11 protein-coding genes are annotated in these 18,121 nt (G+C 49.2%); 3 read left to right on the forward strand and 8 right to left on the reverse strand.

The genetic code is table 11. From position 1 onward, the window contains the following. The 7 genes from MJZ26_12525 to MJZ26_12555 all read right to left on the reverse strand — a co-directional run. On the reverse strand, window positions 1-244 hold a 244-nt coding region (locus MJZ26_12525), incomplete at its 3' end, for a hypothetical protein (GenBank protein ID MCQ2106605.1). Then, window positions 244-651 (reverse strand): hypothetical protein, encoded by a 408-nt coding sequence (locus MJZ26_12530; GenBank protein ID MCQ2106606.1) that lies wholly within the window; start codon window positions 649-651, stop codon window positions 244-246. The genes MJZ26_12525 and MJZ26_12530, both read right to left, overlap by 1 nt. 116 nt (window positions 652-767) lie before the next feature. Beyond that, window positions 768-1,604: an ATP-dependent sacrificial sulfur transferase LarE gene (gene larE, locus MJZ26_12535; protein MCQ2106607.1), complete on the reverse strand. Its 837-nt coding sequence runs from the start codon at window positions 1,602-1,604 to the stop codon at window positions 768-770. Between the two features lie 124 nt (window positions 1,605-1,728). Further along, window positions 1,729-3,459 carry a right-handed parallel beta-helix repeat-containing protein gene (locus tag MJZ26_12540; GenBank protein MCQ2106608.1) on the reverse strand — a complete coding sequence of 577 codons (1,731 nt, stop codon included), beginning with the start codon at window positions 3,457-3,459 and terminating at the stop codon, window positions 1,729-1,731. Between the two features lie 97 nt (window positions 3,460-3,556). Further along, complete coding sequence (locus MJZ26_12545; protein ID MCQ2106609.1) at window positions 3,557-5,515, reverse strand: glycosyl hydrolase 53 family protein; 1,959 nt, start codon at window positions 5,513-5,515, stop codon at window positions 3,557-3,559. Window positions 5,516-5,754: 239 nt separating this feature from the next. Then, a complete protein-coding gene (locus MJZ26_12550) occupies window positions 5,755-7,773 on the reverse strand; it encodes a LamG domain-containing protein (protein MCQ2106610.1) in 2,019 nt (672 codons plus the stop codon). A gap of 15 nt (window positions 7,774-7,788) precedes the next feature. Continuing rightward, window positions 7,789-8,610 carry a TIGR02147 family protein gene (locus MJZ26_12555; protein ID MCQ2106611.1) on the reverse strand — a complete coding sequence of 274 codons (822 nt, stop codon included), beginning with the start codon at window positions 8,608-8,610 and terminating at the stop codon, window positions 7,789-7,791. 318 nt (window positions 8,611-8,928) lie between these two features. Between MJZ26_12555 and MJZ26_12560 the strand changes: the two genes are divergently transcribed. The 3 genes from MJZ26_12560 (at window position 8,929) to MJZ26_12570 (ending at window position 16,324) form a co-directional block, all read left to right on the forward strand. Next, the gene (locus tag MJZ26_12560) at window positions 8,929-10,971 is read left to right on the forward strand and encodes a T9SS type A sorting domain-containing protein (protein MCQ2106612.1); all 2,043 of its coding nucleotides are present in this window, start codon (window positions 8,929-8,931) and stop codon (window positions 10,969-10,971) included. Window positions 10,972-10,999: 28 nt separating this feature from the next. Continuing rightward, complete coding sequence (locus MJZ26_12565) at window positions 11,000-13,219, forward strand: hypothetical protein (protein MCQ2106613.1); 2,220 nt, start codon at window positions 11,000-11,002, stop codon at window positions 13,217-13,219. Window positions 13,220-13,462: 243 nt separating this feature from the next. After that, entirely contained in the window at window positions 13,463-16,324 is a 2,862-nt protein-coding gene (locus MJZ26_12570; GenBank protein ID MCQ2106614.1) for a glycoside hydrolase family 43 protein, read from the forward strand. A 180-nt stretch (window positions 16,325-16,504) separates the two neighbouring features. Here the strand turns inward: MJZ26_12570 and MJZ26_12575 are convergent, their stop codons facing one another. Further along, window positions 16,505-17,902: a sugar porter family MFS transporter gene (locus tag MJZ26_12575; protein MCQ2106615.1), complete on the reverse strand. Its 1,398-nt coding sequence runs from the start codon at window positions 17,900-17,902 to the stop codon at window positions 16,505-16,507. Between the last annotated feature and the right edge of the window lie 219 nt (window positions 17,903-18,121).

The raw sequence follows: 18,121 nt of genomic DNA on the forward strand, positions 1-18,121 counted from the left end.
AAATCACCAGGCCAAATGCCACGGCAGAGAATCCCAGGAAGGCGTCATTCAGCATATCGCCTGCAGCTGGGGTGAAAAATTCAGCGCGAAGTTCTGCATATTCAAAAATGGCATCCACGAACCACATGAGGGATGCGCCCCAATACATGTAGCACAAGGGAGAAAGACGCATCTTGTTCTCAACATCGCGGTACCAAAGGGCGGTGCAGATAATCGCCGCAAAAACAGTTACGAGCAGAGTCATTACTTGTGATCCTCAACTACAGCAGGAACTTCTGCGGGTACGGCTTTGTGGAACTTGCTGCGGACTGCCATGAGAGCGGCCCAGGCTACTGTAACAAGACCCGCCATGGATGTACCCACGGTAGCGACTTCATGCCACATCTGGCTCATTGCCTCGGGGCTGGAAGCCGCTGTCAAAAACGGATAGAAAGCCTGCAGTTCGCCGTGCCAGACATGTTCAAAAGCCAGCAGAACAGAACCGCCCCAAAGCATCTTGGAAAGAACTTTCAAGTTCTTGCAGATGGCCTGCTTCTTGGTGGCAACCTGAAGTTCACCAGCCTGCTTGGCAGACTTGTCTGTCTGTTCCAAAACGATGGTGGTGACAGTGGTGATGATGGCTTCAGCCATGGGTGCGACAAAACAGCACATAAGTACTCCTCTTTTTCGACGTGCGAAGATATTGTTTGTTCTAAATATACCACCTAGAGTTAACTCTAAGACAAGCCCTTTTTAATTTTTTTTGAAAAAAAAGAGCCAAAAAATTTCTATTTCGCCAAGGCTTCGTTCAAGCTTCCGGTACGGTAGCCTCGTTCATCCAAGGAAATTTCCTTGAAACCAAGATTTGTAAAACAGGAACGAATCTCAGCCTGATTTTTGTTGAAAAGCGGGAACTGGTCTGGAAGGATTTCTATGCTAGCCATATAGGTTTCTGCAGCAGGCGATTTTTGCGGAACAAGACGGCAACGAACACGATATTGAACAAAACCCAAATCCTGCAGATACTGCTCGGCCCGCTCCACCAGTCGCAATTTTTCTTCTGTAATCTGTTCGCCGTAGGGAATGCGGCTGGCAAGGCAGGCAAAGGAAGGCTTGGATGCCGTCGGAAGCCCAAGTTCTCGAGACAACGCGCGGATGCCTGCCTTGGTGAGGCCCGCCTCACGGAGCGGGCTCTTGACACCAAGTTCTGCTATAGCCTTCAATCCCGGGCGGTAATCCCCTAGGTCATCGACGTTGGATCCCTCACAAACTACACTGATTCCTAGATCCGACGCACACTGCAAAATGGCACTGAATATGGCCCGCTTACAGACATAGCAGCGATCAGCCGGATTCTCCTTGAAGCCCTCCACCGCCATTTCGTCAAAATCAAGAATTTCATGACGGATATTTTCGAACTTGCAAAACTCAACCGCTTCCTGAATTTCACGACCTGGAATCACCCTGGATTTTGCCGTAATGGCTACAGCCTTTTCGCCAAGAACATCATGGGCCACCTTCAACAAAAAAGTAGAATCCACACCAGCCGAAAAAGCAACAGCAACGCTGCCACAATTTTTCAAATAAGTCTTGAGGTTTTCTAACCTATAATGAAGTTCGTCCATTTTGAGTCTTGCAATAAATTTTTCTTTCGCTCAACATCAAATATAAGATTTAGAGTCTACTCTAAGTCAATAAAAAACGTCAGCCTTTATGGACTGACGTTTATTTATTCATATCGCAACAGCTTTACTTGCCATAAATTTTGATTCTAGAAGCACGTCGTTGCAAGCTGTTTGCGCTTCTGCCGTTCACGAAGAAAGAACGGCCACCATTGCGTAACCCAAATGCATCACGGGCATTACCCATGCGGCGAATTGCCGTAACGGAATCTGCAGATTCCGATGATGAACTAATTAACACATCATCAATCGAGCTGCTAGATTCAATGGAGCTGCTGGACCCAACAGAACTACTGAAAATCGCGGAACTGCTAGAAGATGTCGGTTCAGTAACATTACTGCTGGAAGAGCTAGAGTTGCTGTTTATTGCACTAGAGGAACTGCTAGTAACGACAGGTTCCACATAGGCCTTGTATTCATAAGCACCCAAGTCGGGGGCCTTACCTTCGTAAGGCAACTTCACGTTGACGCCCCTATCAATAAACTGACTCTTGGGAGAAAGTTTCAGGAAATCGATATCTGGCAGGCTACCGTCAGCCTTGCGGGGGCCGAAAGCGCCGCCAAGAGGTTCCAGAGGTTTTCCAGTCACCGTCATGCTGGGATCGTCAACGCTAACAAAATCTGCATTGGTCGCCGTCAGGTTCAGGTTCCAGGTATTGTATTCGCCAGCAGCATATTCCCCGCCGATGTAAGACGTCTTGTTGGGATAGGCGATGTTATTCTTCATGACGTGAGCCTTGTCCCCCTTCAACACAACGCCATCGGTACGGTTGCCCGTAGCATCCCAGGTACTTGCCCACATATTGAAAGCGGAACCGTTCATGTAAGCTGTATTGTTCAGCCAATCGTTACCGCCACTGCTGTGGTTAGCATAAAAACCGGAAGCCTTGTTCTTCCAAGCCACGCAATTTCTGATGGTGTGACGAACGCCGGTCTTGCTGCTGCCTGCCTTGAATCCGTTACCGTTTCCATCCTTAGGCTTGCCAGTACCATAATTACTGTAGCCGTGTCCCATGGCCCAGCTATTCTCAATCACAACCGGGAATTCCTGGCTAATGAAATCCCAGCCATCGTCACTATTCCACCAGGCGCGACACCCGATAAACTTTGTGGTGTCACCGCCACTTTGGTAATGAACGCCAAAACCATCTGCATTCTGACCATCACCCTGACGGCCATTAGGGTCGTAGTTGTCGTGACTATCGCAGTTCAAGAACAGATGGCCGCCACCACTTCCAGAACCTTTTTCATTTACGAAGAATCCGGATCCGCCGTGATGATGACTGTTGATCAATTCCAGAAAGATATGCTTACTACGGGAAACGTACACACCCACATTGGATTCACCCTTCATGGGAACATTTTTGAATTCAAGCCCCTTCAGGTGAAGATACTGAGCCTGGATCAATACGCCATTGGTATAGCGAACGTTATTGGTTCCGTTGGCAATGGGCATCTTGCTAAAGTCAAACACAGGAACCTCGCCAGGATAAGCCAGGTAATGAATACGATTATTGTCGCTGACACCACTCTTAGTCAAGTGAATGCCTGCGAACATATTGTCATTCTTCACGTAAGTGGTATCCGTATGCATGTAGGTACCGCCGCGAATCCACACGGTATCACCAGCAACCACCTTGGAATTCGCCTTTTTCAAGGACGCAAAAGGCTTGTCCTTGGAACCAGCGTTAGAATCATTTCCGGTAGGAGCGACATAGTAAACGGAAGCCATGACTGCCTGAGACAAAAGCGCAATGGCCGCAACAGACAAGCTCATCTTTAAATTCAACTTAGCCATATATTCTCTCATGAAATTTTTTGAAAAAAAGCGTAAGTCACCTCCGAAATTTTCGAATTAGACTTACGCTCCTGTTTGGTTTTGGTTTGTATAGAAGTTACTTGCTGTAAACCTTGATTCTAGAAGCACGACGCTGCAAGCTGTTTGCGCTCCTGCCGTTCACGAAGAAGATTCGACCATCATTACGCAAGCGGAGTGCAGAGCGAGCCTGTTCAATGCGGCGGGCAGCAATTGCTGTGGATGAATTAGAATCAGCCGGAGTTTCAGGAGTATCTACTTCCGGATTCTTATTTTCGGAATCAGCAGGAGTGGTTCCCGGATCCTTTGCTGTAGAATCCTGTTCTGCAGGTTCCTTAACTTCAGGATCTTTATTTTCTTGATCGGCAGGTACAACTACTTCCGGAATGGAGGCGACCACAAATTGAATCTTATCCATATTGGGGCCACCATCCGCTGTAGTGGAAGTGAAGGTAATATTGCTCACTCCGGCAGGCAGCTTGAGGGTAATATCCTTGGTTGTCCAATCAGTCCATTCACCGGTAGAACCAAAGCTTTCAGACTTAATCTGTTCCACGCCATTGACGGAAATACTTACCGGGCGATCCTTGGTGGAGCCATTTGCATAGGTGATACGAACCTTCTGATCCCCTTCCTTGGACATGCAAACCGGAATCGTAATGGAAGAACCTACAGCGTTATCCAGATTTGCGTAGCCCTTGCCAGAGAAGCCCACATGAGTACTTTCAAGTACAGTCTTATTGAAGACGGAATTTTCAGCTTCGTAATTCAAGGAGTCCTTACCTACGAACTTGAAGTTTGCACCCAGATTCACTTCCTTGTTGAGGGAAGCCACCGTGTAATCCTTGGCGGTACCGGAGTTATCCCCAGTCCAGCCTGTGAATTCCCAGCCTTCTAGCGGAACGGCGGTAAAGGTAACCTTGGAACCTTCCGCAATTTCAGAACCTTCGATGCTCTGTGCGATGGTGCCACCTGCAGCCGCAGCGGTCTTCACAGCCAGCTTCTTCACGGCCTTTGCGCCAACCCAATCCGGAAGGGTCGCATTGTACTGCTTTGCGATGGCAGCCAGTTCATCAAGGCGAGCATTTGCAGTGTACTTTTGGCCATCACGATCAAACATGGGCTTGTTGCTGTAGCGGGTGGGTTCCCAAACGAAAGTACCCCAACCCAGATCGCCAAAGTCATTCATAATGCCGTTAATCAGCTTGGTGCGATCAGCGGTATATTCGCAGCTCAGCACAGGCTTTTTCTTCTTGGTCACAAGACCGAACATATCGCGCCAATCCTGGCCATTGTTGGTAGTACCGTAAGTGGATCCGCAAATGGCATCGTAATCGATGTTGGCGTCAATCTTATTGTACCAGCTTTCAAAACCGCCATCAGGACGAGGACGGCCATGCTGCATCACGATCTTGATGGAAGGATCGATATCGCGAACAGCCTTTACGCCGGAGTTGATGATGTTCGCAAATTCTGCAGTCTTGCTGATGGAAACGCCAGAAACTGCGGAGTTGATTTCGTTACCCACCTGCACCATGTCGGGGCGAAGGCCTTCCTTCATCAAGGCGTTCATGGTGGTCTTCACATGGTCATAGGCAAGCTTGCCCATTTCGGCATTGGACTTTCCTTTCCAGGAAGCAGGCACATACTGCTTACCGATGGAAGCCCAGGTGTCGCTCATATGGAAGTCCAGGAAGAAGCCCATGTTATGAGCCTTGATACGCTTTGCCAAGGCAATGGTATGGTCCAAGTCGCACCAGCAAACCTTGGAATTTGCGCCGGAGTAGCTTTCGGTGGCGTAACCAACGCAAGAGTTCACGAAGGTACGGACGCGAATGAAATTGATGCCGTGATCCTGAAGAATGTCAAACAGGTCCTGCTGCTTGCCATCGTGATAATACTTTGCACCCAAGGATTCATCTTCCAGAACCCAGGAAACATCCACACCCACAATGTAGGGGCGAGCTATTGCAGCGGCGGCAATTACACCCATGGTAACTGCGGCCTTCTTAAAAGCATTCATGAAATTGAACTTCATAACTTACTCCTTTTTATCCAATCATCCCTGCCCAAGCGTTCAAAGGTCCCTAATCCAAAACGCCTAGACTTTTTATTTTACTGTACTACAACATGTACTACAACTTCACAAAAACAAATATAATCAATTTTACTACAAAGTGTACTATAAAATCAAAAAAAAATTTAGTACATAAGAAAAGCCCCCTTTTCAGGGGGCAAATCCGCATTTTTTCTTCAAATTTGACAGTTCTGGAAAAATTATTTCATTGCCTGCTTCTGTAGAGCATAGAAAAGTCGCATCCAGTTTTCGCTCTGGGAGCCGTCGAAGAAGAAAATTTCATCGAGGCCGCCCACCAAATTGGGCTTATCACCGCCAATGGCGGGGTTGGTGCAAGTGGAGAAATCGCCGCCATTTTCAAACTGGTCCTTGCTGTGGCTTACGCCGTCCACATAGGTAAAGACGCTGTCTCCGCGGATGGTGAAGGTATAGTTATGCCAAGTTCCATCCAGAATTCGGGCGGTGCCATAACCCGAGTTATAAACGCCAACGCCATCATGGCGTGCGTCAATGCGCAGGTTTACGGCGGCCTGGTTACCGCGCTGCTGCAAGATGAAAGCCACACTATCCTTCTTAGCAGAAAGAATGCGGGTGTAGCTCTTGCCCGGTGTTGCCTGGGAAGCGCTATCGGCCTTGATCCAGATGGAGGCGGACATCTGCGTTCCGTTATTGGCGAAGGGCTCAAAGCCTTCAATCATCTTCCAGGAATCTGTAGAATCCAGCCAGAGAGCGTTTCCTCCAAGTACATATTTGTTACCAGAAAACCTTTCAGCAACAATCGACTCATCCAAATCATCAAAATGATTCGCGTAGCGTGCAAGCGTAACAGTATCCTTAAAACGGTTGCAGTTGTTCAGCAGGTCAAACTTAATGGAGCCATCTTTTGAAAAGACTACTTGATTCATGCGCCCCCAGTAAAGAAGCGAATCCGAGGAACTTTTCTCCAGGAGGATTTCGTTACCGTCGGCATCAACAAGGCACGGCAAGTTCATGGATTTTTCGAAGCGCACGGGGAACGGCATGTCCTTGAAGGATTCATCTACGGAAGACAAGTCTTCAAATCCTTCGGGGAGAGAAACCGTCACGTCGCCAACTTCTTCGAAGCCTCCCGAATAAACAAAAACCTTCTTGTATTTGCTCAAGGTGAACTCAGTCCTGCTGCCGCCACCGCTGGATTCCTTTGATTTAAAAGCAAAACCTTTGTAATAGCCTTCGGGAAGACCTTCCAGGAAAACCGTCTTGGCGGCGATATCTTCCTCGGTCAATTCATGTTCGAAAAATTTCGTGAACACCAGAACGGAATCGCCTTTCAGCTTGCGAGATACCGGGGCCGAGAATTGCAAGGTATCGCCAGCCTTGGCTCCCTCCGAATCTTCCATGGAGAAATAGGCGGACGCGGCACCTTCGTGAACGGCCTCGAAAGAAACCCCTACGGACTTCGCCCCGGTTGAATCCAGATAAAAATCGCCATCGTCATACAGTTCAAAGTTCAAGGCGAGATTCCGTTTTTTGCCACCGGAGATTATCGTGACCTTATTGTACAAGCCCTGCGGAACAAAGAAGCCCGCCAACATTCCCGAAGCCACCGAAGGCGAATCCGCCACCACGGTGAATTCGCAGTCGTTAACGACAAGCGTATCGCCATAGAGGGTTTCCTTCCGCCCAGAAATTTGAACGGAATCCCCCGTCTTCAAACCGAAATCATCTACAGAAACAAACAGAAATCCAGAAAAATAGGAATTGCCGGACAAATGCTCGACAACAATGTTCGCGATTTTTCCCTCACCGTCAATGCGATAGGTCTCCCCTTCTTCGGCGTTTAGGTCAATGGCGATAGAACGTACGTCACCCTTTACTGGCAAGATGGTCAGAGAGTCATAATCCTGGGCGGGAACGCTATCCATGGAAACGCTGCCTGCAGCGATGTTCGCTTCGCTCACAACCTTTTCCAGATAGGCGGTTGATGTGAAAACGGTATCCCCTATAGTATCGCGTTCCGTACAGGAAAGCTGCAAGGTATCGCCTTCAGAAATACCGAAGTCATCCACGGAAATCATGACGCGGGCCATACCATGACCTGTGTTGGTTTCGATCAGCACTTTGTTTCCGGTGTTAGTTTCAATAAGAATGCCAGCGACACTGCTGTCGCTACTGCAGGCAGCAAATAACATTGCCATAAATAGCAAGAACGCCGTCAATACGAATTTCAAATTTTTCATACCCAACCCCAAACTTTACTTCTTCAGGTTACTAAAAACATGAAGGTTGATGTGTTCTACTTCGGTGGGGGCATCCGTATCGGCGGCAACGATTTTGCGAACCACGTCCTTGAACTTCTCGGCGGCAGCTTCCACCTTCTTACGGCCCTTTGCAGAAACGCTAAAAGTGAAGGTGGTCATATCGCGGGATTCCTTGCCTTCGGAATCTAAGGCCTGCTTGGAAAGTTCCAGGCATTGCTTCTGATACTGGAGAACCATCTGGCTCTTGCACTGCTGTACAGTAGCCATGCTTTCCTTGGTAGGTTTCCAGAACCCCTGATCGTTACGGCGGATCAGTTCCATTTTCTGCATGAGGGCGAGACTTGCCTGGATTTTCTTCTCGCTTACCGGAGGGAAAATTTTTGCAGAAAGTTCACTTACGTCGTCGGACACATCCAGAATTTCGAGGATCGCATAGATGGTGCTGTTGTACCAGTTTCCAAAAAATTCGTAACCGTCGGGATTGACAATGGCCTGGGGATTCTTATTCAGTCGCATCATTTCAGCGAAGGCAGCATCCCGGACCTCGGCGGTCTTGCCCTGATCAAAATTGACCATAGCCTCAAAATACTTGGCTTCGTTACCCTTGAGCCCAATAACATCAATGAAGCGGCCTAGCATGGTGTCGGTCACCTTTTTGCCCTGAACCACGTCGTTGAAATAACTGCGGGTATTAGGGAGGCCCAACAGGTTGCAAAATTCAGTACGGCTAAAATTCGGTTCCACCGCCTGGCGGCGTTCCTGATACTCGGCGAGAAACTTACGGAACTTGGTAAACTCAAAAATATTTGCGTACATATACAATAGACCTTTTAATTTTTACAACCATAATATAGTACATAAAGTAGTAAATTCATACCATTTTCTTTAAAATTTATAGTACAAGTTATAGTTCATCACATTTTTTCAATAAAAAAGGCCTTCTTCAACCTATTTTTTCTCTTTTTTTCATTTTTCCTATTGATTTATAGTATAAATTGTAGTACATTGTGTAGTACAATAAACAAGACCCTGGTTAGGTCGAAGAAAAAAGGATGTTTGGAAATGTTTAACGAATCAAAATTTTCTAAAAGCGATTTAGCTGTCAAGGTCGGAGTTTTCATAGCAGCTTTCGGAATGATTGTAGCCTTCTCAAAAGCCCACGCAGCAGACAACTACAAATTTGACTTCGGTGATGGTCCAGTTGCCGCAGGCTACACCCAAATTAAGTCCACAACCAAGTTCGACGCCACCAAAGGTTATGGCTTTGAATCGGGAACCATCAGTTCCGTAGACCGCCTTTGGGATGACGATTTGAAAACTGATTTTCTTACCGCCAAGGGAGACATGATTTTCTCTGTGGTCCTCCCCCAGGGTAACTACGAAGTGACCTTTACCTTTGGCGATGGCGAAAACGAAAGCGAAACAACCGTCTGGGCCGAAAATCGCAAACTCATGTTTGACCGCGTCACCACTGCCGGCGGCGTCTTTAGCACTCAGAGCGTTTCTCTTCGCCGCATGGAAACCAAGAGTATCGACGGCTCTGTTACCATGAGCATCAAGGACCGCGAAAAGGATTACAGAACTTGGGACAACAAGCTAACCTTTATCATCAGCGGCAAGGCACCCGCCATTGCGGGCTTGGAAATTAAGCCCAAGACCGATGTGACCACCCTGTGGCTCTGCGGAAACTCCACCGTAGTGGACCAGATTCTCGCACCTTGGGCAGGTTGGGGCCAGATGTCTCCGGGATTTTTCAAATCCAGCCTGGCTGTTGCAAATTACGCGGAATCAGGCCTTACTGCCAGCGGTTTCTACAGCATGAAGCGCCTGGCAAAGATTCTCGCCGAAGTCAAGAAAGGCGATTATGTGACAGTGCAGTTCGCCCATAACGACCAGAAGAACGCCAACGATGTGGCTAACTACGAAGCAACCCTCACCAAGTACGCCAATGAAATCAAGGCCAAGGGCGCCATTCCGCTGTTCATTACATCCACTGCACGCCAGGGCGAACTGGACCCGAAAACAAGTGTTGGCGGACTTCCCGAAAAGATGCGCGCTCTAGGCAAGAAGTTGGGCGTTACTGTTTTGGATTTGAATCAACATTCCATCAACCTGCAGAACGCCCTAGGCAACAACAAGGAAAAGTTGTACATGTACACCGCCAGCGACAAGACTCACTTCTGCGAATATGGCGCGTACGAGTTGGCCCGAGCAATTCTTGAAGAAATCAAGGCCAAGGTTCCTGACCTGGCAAAGCACCTGCGCGACGACCACGTTGCCTTTGATTCCAAGAAACCCGACGCACTTGATGTTCTCTCTCAGGCAAAGGCTCCCATTACTGAAGGCGGCCTCATTCAGGTTCCCGAAGAACCGGAATCCTCCAGTTCTGTTGATGTACCAAAATCTTCTAGCTCCGAAGAAATCCCAACCAATTCCGACGACATCGCATCAAGCTCAAGCTCCGTCCCCGAAACTTCCGCAGAACTTCCCGCAAATGCCGTCATCGGCATTCAGGGCGACCAGTTTGCTTCAGCTGACGGCGTCAAGGAAACCACAAACGCAGGCTACACCGGCGAAGGATACCTAAACATCGACAACGGCGTCGGAACCCGTGCCACATTCAAGCTGGAAAAAGACACAACCCGCGGCGATACTGTATACATTCGCTTCGCCAACGGCTCAGATGCTAACCGCGACATGATCATCAACGGCATCGAAGTGGAATTTCCGCCCACCGGCAGCTGGACCGATTGGAAAATCGTAAGCGTTCCTCTGAACCTCAGCAATTCCGTAAGGCTTGAAATGGAATCCCTGGCAGAAAAGGGCGGCCCTAATATCGACTGGATTGGATGGAGCATAAAGTCCGCTGAAACTCCGACCGTTTCTTCAGGGAGTTCCTCCACAGACTTCACAGACGATACACAAGTCATCTCCCAGGACATCGCTAGAATCACAACCAAATTCAGCGCACGCTTCTCTGGAAACAGCATCATCCTGAAGAATGCTCCCAACGGTTCCTATACAATCAGCATTTTCGATATGCAGGGCAACAAAGTCAAGAGCATTCAAAATGCCCAAGGCAATGAATTCAACGTCCAGCTGAATCACGGAACTTATCTCATCCGCATTTCACAGGGCAAACGCACCTTTGGAATGTCAAGAATTATCAAGCGATAAATCAAAAAAAATCAAAGGATGTTTGGTTATGAAAATCACAAGAAAAACCATCACAGCAATGGCCACCATGATGGCCTTCGGCTTAGTTACAGATGCCGTAGCCGCAAGAAAGTTTGAGTATCTGGACCGCGGCATTGTTGCCGTCCGACAGAACAACACTAACGCACTTGTAACCTGGCGTAGCCTCGCAAGCGATGAAGACGGCCTCGGCTTTAATGTCTATCGCGTTGCCGGCAGAGACACCGTAAAGCTTACCAGCGCTCCTGTTACCAAGGGGACCAACTTCGTGGATGGCAAGGCTGACTTTACTAAAGCCAACACTTACTTCGTAAAGAAGGTACTGAACGGCAAGGAGCTGGAAACCAAGGGAAGCTACACCATGCCCGCCAACAAGGGCGTGGGCCCATACGTCACAGTTCCCATCAAGACGGGGTCTACCGTTCATTTTGTTTGGGTCGGTGATCTGGATGGCGACGGAGCCTACGATTATCTGCTGGACCGCCCTACCGATGATGAACAGAAATTGGAAGCCTATAGCAGCACGGGCAAGTATTTGTGGACTCTGAATATGGGCCCCAATAGCGCCAACAAGAACAACATTACTCCGGGCGCGTCCACTCTGGACGTGGGCATGTGGGATGGTGCCACCGTCTACGATATCGATTCCGACGGTTACGCCGAAGTCATCGTTCGCATTGCCGACGGCGTTACCTTTGGCGACGGCAAGAAATTTTCTCTCAGCGGTACTAACGCCCAGGTCGTCGCTGTCCTGGACGGTCGTACCGGCGCTCTTAAGGCAACCGCTCCTGTTCCCAACGATTACATCTCCATTGGCCCCATGGCCGCCATGATGGAAATCGGCTACCTGGACGGAGTGAACCCCAGTGTGGTTTGCTGGTTCAAGAACCGTAACGCCAACAAGAGTTTCAACAGCCTGATGGTGGCTTACGGCTATCAGAATGGCAAATTCGTTCAACGCTGGAAATATGACGCCGGTAAGCAGGGCGGTGGCGCAGAAGCCCACCAGATTCGCATTGCCGACGTGGATTACGACGGCAAGGACGAAGTACTCCACATGGGTTACGCCCTCAATGGCGACGGCACCTTACGTTACAAAGTTCCTGTTGTAGTTCATGGCGACCGCTGGTATGTAGGAGCCTTCAACAAGGGCGACAAGGAAATGATGGGTTACGGCATCCAGCAGGACCATCCCAACAATCTTCTGGAATACTACTATAACGCAAGTACCGGTAAACTGATTTGGACTCATTACGGTGATGAAAGTTGCGCAGGCCAGTGCGACGTTGCCCGCGGAAACGTTGGCGACATCGACCCCAATTACGCCGGCCTTGAAGTCTGGAGTTTCCAGGGAACTTACAATGGTCAAAGCGATAAGCTAATCGCCTCCAATTACCTCTACCCCGTCATTCGCTACTGGTGGGACGGAGACCTTGGCGCGGAAAGCTATAACGACGGCAAGATCGAAAATTGGAATTACGAAACCAAGGGCGTAGAACGTCAGGCCACCACCTGGAAAATCTACGGCAGTAGCGGAAGCGAACGCGGGGCCGCCATGTTCCACGGTGACGTTTTCGGTGACTGGCGCGAAGAAAGCATCCTGGTGAATTACGAAACCAATGAGCTGGTGATTTTCACCACGGACATTGCCAGCGATTACAAGTTCTACACCCACATGCAGAATCCCTGCTACCGCAACGGTACCACCACCAAGGGCTATGTGCAGGCAAGCATGCTGGACTACTACCTGGGCTGGGACATGGACACTCCCAAGAAACCCGACATTGAAATCATCGGCGGCGAAAGGGAACCCCGTTTTGCAAACGTGACGGAACCGGAATCCAGTTCTTCCGTCACCGAGTCAAGCTCTAGCGTAACCGAAGATGAATCCAGTCCAAGCACGAGCGAGCCTACAGAAGAACCGGCAGAAAGTTCCAGCAGCGATGAAAACGAGTCTAGTTCTAGCAGCGAAGTCACACAAGTCTTCTCCCAAAACATCACCGGAGTCGCAACAAAGTTCAGCGCTAGAATTTTTGGAAATCGCATCATCCTGAATAACGCACCAAGCGGCCTTTATACAATCAGCATTTTCGATATGCAGGGCAATCAAGTCCAAAGACTCAATGTCATAGGCAACGAAGCCAACGTTCATTTGAAGCGCGGCAATTACGTGGCAAGAATTTCTCAAAACGAAAAAGTTTTGGGTGTGTTTAAGGCTGTAAAACGCTAAAAAACGTCGAAATTCGTAAAAAAAGCCGTTGTCTTCGGGCGACGGCTTCTTTGTCTGTGGCTCCACATATTTGGAATGTGGAGGTATTTTTGAGGGTGAAAGGGAACGCAGTCCTCCTGCGGAAAACGACAAAATGTAGACTTTTTATTTGCAAAAGTGTAGACATTATTGTATATTTAAACTAGGATGTTTTGGGTTCTGCGCTGTGGTGGCGCAGATGAATAAATCCTAAGGGATGTGTTTATGGGTGTATTCAACAGCTTTCGAGCTGCTGTTTCTGCAGCAGTCGTAGCAACTTTCTTTGTGGTTTCGGCCACTTCCAAGGCGGAGGCAAGCTCTGTTGCGGTTCACGATCCTTCCGTAATTGTTGTCTATAAAGATGCTGCAGGCAATTCCTATCCGGAAAACGACGCAGGCAAGACTCGTGAAAAGTTCTACTACATTTTCGGCACCATGAATGGCGGGGCCTACTCCAAGGATATGCTGGACTGGACTCCCTTTACGCCGAAACTTTCCCGCGGAGGCACCACCTACGTAACAGGAAACGAAAGAACAGACGATTACTACACACTTATCAAGGCGGAAGCCGATTACGCTGAGCATACCACATCAGCAACCGCCAAGGGAAACTTCTGGGCTCCAGATATTGTGTGGAACAAGAAGATGAAAAAATGGTGTCTGTATTTTTCTGAGGCAGGCGAAGACTGGAAAAGTTCCATCATCCTGTTTACATCTAGCAAAATTGAAGGTCCTTACGATTACGTGGGTTCCGTAGTCTACGGCGGCATGGATAACCAAACGGCAGGAAGCGCCGCCAACGCAGATTACCAGAAAGTGACAGGTTCCGCAACCATCGATAGCCGCTACTATATAGCGAACAACGGCGTTACCAACCTGGGCAAATGGGACGGCGGCTACGGCGTCAGCGCTATCGACCCCAACGTTTTCTACGACGAAGATGGCATCTTGTGGTTGCTTTACGGTTCCTGGAGCGGCGGATTATTTTTGCTGAAGCTAGATGAATCCACCGGACTTCGCGATTACAGCTACAAGTACGAAACCAAGTGGCAGGGCACCGCCTTCAAGAGCGCCATGACCAGCGACCAGTACATGGGTATTCACGTGGGAGGCGGCTACTATGTGAGTGGCGAAGGTTCCTACATCCAGTACTTCAAGGATGCAGATGGCAACGGTTATTACTACCTGTTTATCAGCTACGGTTTCTATAGCCCCGATGGCGGTTACACCATGCGCGTATTCCGCAGCAAGGACGTGAAGGGGCCTTATGTTGACGTAGATGGAACCTCCGCACTTTTCAGCAAGTATATCTACAATTACGGCACCAACACGGAATACGGCTTCCCCATTATCCAGAATTACAAGTGGAGTTTCTGGCCCGACGGCAGCGCAGAAATTGCAGACGGACACAATTCCCTGCTCCGCGATGACGACGGTTCCATGTACCTAGTTTATCACCGTAAGATGGATAACGGCACCGCATGGCACAACGTAGAAACGCACCAGCTGTACTTCAATAAGATGGGCTGGATCGTGGCCGCACCGTTTGAATACAAGACCGGTTTCGGCATGACGGCAACAGCTTTCAATGAATCTCAGATTGCTGGCGCCTACAAGATCATCATGCACGAGCCCTACGCCCAGGCCGACAATAAATTCCCCATCAATACAGAAAAGGATTTACAGCTGAACGCCGACGGTTCCATCACAGGCGCTTACAACGGAACCTGGAAATACGATTTTGCCAAGGGTCGTCAGTACATCACCTTCGAAATGAACAATAATACCTACGAGGGCGTTTTACTGGAACAGTCCCAGAATGACGTTGGCAAGGTTACCCTCACCTTCTCCGCCATGAACAAGAACGGCTCCCGCGCACTGTGGGGCTATCGCATTCCCAAGACCGAAACCGTGAACGAAACCAAGTATTATGGCGACGCTAAAGTTGTGGGCACGATCAATATGAAAACAGCTTGGGACGCTTACGATGACTTTGCCAAGGTCAGCGTATCTGGCGATTTCGTTGCAGAGTTCGACTTTACCAACCACACCGAAGCAAAGGAAAACTGGAACAACTGGGTTCTGGCCTTCAAGAACGGCGAAAGCACCTGGTACCTGCGTTCCGATGCCTACTCCGTAGAAACATTCAGCGGAAGCACTGTGGGCTACTACGGTTCCTGGGGTACCGATTGGGAAAAATTCAAGACCATGTTCAAGAACGCCAAGGTGAAGGTCCGTGCGGTGAAGGACGGAAGCGTCATTAACGTCTACGCGTTCCTGGCCGGCGCCGGCACGAACGATGCCGACGAGCTGGTGTATCGCGTATCCGCTACCAACGCACCTTCCGGCAATTACGACATTTACCTGGGCGTAGACAACGCTTATCTAGACGTAAGCCGTATCGCCTATGGCTCTCAGGCAGACCGCGTATTTATTGGCACCCTGAGTGATGGAGGCGTTTACAATGCAGGTTTCAATGCTTTGAAGAGTGCCGACTATAAAGCCAGTGGCGACTTTAACATTACATTCAATTTCAGGAACTACGGCAATGGTGCCGGCTCCGAGAACTGGGACAACTACATCGTCCGCGCCACTGCAGATGGCAAGACCACATTGCTTCGCGCCGATGCCTACGCTCTTGATAACGCAGGAACATTCGATTACAAGTACGACTGGAACTGGGACGACTTCAGCACCATCATGCGTCGGGCTAATATTTCCATGAACATTTCCCGCACGGGCGATGCCGTGACGTACAACTCCACCATTACCGACGAAAACGGTAAGAGCTACAAGATCCAGGCTGTAAATGCAGGCGCTTCCAAGAACGAAATGGCCTTCGGGTTTACCTGCGAAAAGAGCGGTGTGGATTTGCTGAGAATTGCGACCAACAGTGTGGTCGGAGATTCCACAGAAAAATCCGAACCATTGAACATCAACAAATCAATGAGCTCTGAAACGCGTCACGGAAATTCCTGGAAGATGACTCGTGATAGAAATTCCATTCTTCTGAAGAACGCAAACTTCAATTCAGAACGTTCATTCAATATCAAGGGGCAAACCATCAATCGCTTTACGAAGCGGTAATGGCAACTTTAATAACGCCATCCAGCTTGTTTTCAAAAATGCGGTAAGCTTCCTCGATTTCTACCAGTTCAAACTTCTTGTGTTCTTTATAAACGATATCAAAAACAATTCTTATAGTAAGACCCCCGCACCACAGGATGCGAGGGTCTTTTTTAGGAGGACTCTGATTGGAGTTTCTGATTACATGCTTTCCAAGGTCTTGCCCTTGGTTTCAGTAATGAACTTCGCTACGAAGAAGATACTGATGGTGACGAAGAGGGTGTAGAGCACGTAAGTCGGGCCAACGCCGATGCCGCTCTTGCCAGTGAGAACCGGGAAGGACCAGCTGACCACAAAGTTTGCGCCCCACTGAGCCAAGCCGCACACAGAGATTGCCACAGCGCGAATGCGGTTGTTGAACATTTCGCCAAGCATCACCCACATGACCGGGCCCCAAGTAGCGGCGAAGAAGGTCACATAGAGGTTTGCAGCAATGAGGGCAATCACGCCACTTGCACCAACCAGGCTACCGCTAGCGTCTGCACCGCAGATAAAGCAGAGAGCGAGAGTGCCGAGAGTAACAGCCATGCCGATAGAACCGATGAGGAGCAGAGGCTTACGGCCAATCTTATCAATCAAGAGGATTGCGGCAATAGTCATGGTCAGGTTGATGCCGCTGGAAACAAGGCTGGTGAGGAAAGCGTCGCTTTCACCGAAACCAACGCTCTGCCAAAGCATGGTGCCGTAGTAGAAGATCACGTTAATACCCACCAGCTGCTGGAGCACAGCAAGACCGAGGCCAGCCCACACGATGGGAGCGATGCGCTTCTTGCCGCCAACCATTTCGAAAAGGTCGCTGAGCTTTGCGGGCTTTTCGTTCTTGAAAGTTTCGTGAATCTGGTTGATTTCTGCATCCACGCCTTCAGAGTCAATCTTGGCAAGAACTTCCTTGGCTTCGTCCAGACGACCCTTGCTTACCAGGTAGCGGGGAGATTCCGGAAGACGGAGGGCAGCGAGACCATAAAGAGCTGCAGGAATAACTTCCACCCAGAACATGATCTGCCAAGCCTTACAGCCGCCGATAAAGTCAGCACATGCAGAACCAGCCTTCACCACGATAAGATAGTTGGAAAGCAGAGCCACAAAGATGCCGATGACGATAGCGAACTGCTGCATGGATCCCAGACGACCGCGAAGATGTGCGGGAGCAGTTTCTGCAATGTAGATGGGAGCGATAATACTTGCAACGCCGATGCCCACACCACCAATCACACGCCACATAATAAAGTCAGGAATTCCAAAGGGAATGCCAGAACCGATGGCACTGACCAGGAAGAGGGCAGCAGCAGCCAGCATGCAGCGGACACGGCCAAAGGAATCTGCCAGGCGCCCTGCAAAATAGGCACCCACAGCGGCACCGATCAAAGCCAGGGATACTGCCCAAGCCAACTGAACGTCGGTAGCATTAAAGTGTGCCTTGAGGGCCCCGTTTGCACCGTTAATCACGGAGGAGTCGAAGCCAAAGAGGAAGCCGCCAATTGCAGCGGACAGGGTAACCAGCACGACGTGCTTGAGATTGGATGTCTTTTTGTTTTCCATGGTGAACCTCACTTGTTTTCCCTTAAACTATCCCGGGGTAAGGGGTTACGTTATCAATTATGTTTCAAAGGCACGGACTTTTGTTTCCTTGAAACATTTTTCGGCCTTTTTGCAACATTTTTTGCTGTTACATGGCGAATTTTTGCGAAAAACGCAAATTTTATGGCTATGTTCTACTAATGTGTAGGACTGCCATTTTATGTTGAATTTGCTGAAAAA

It is taken from the genome of Fibrobacter sp., from assembly GCA_024398965.1.
GTDB lineage: Bacteria > Fibrobacterota > Fibrobacteria > Fibrobacterales > Fibrobacteraceae > Fibrobacter.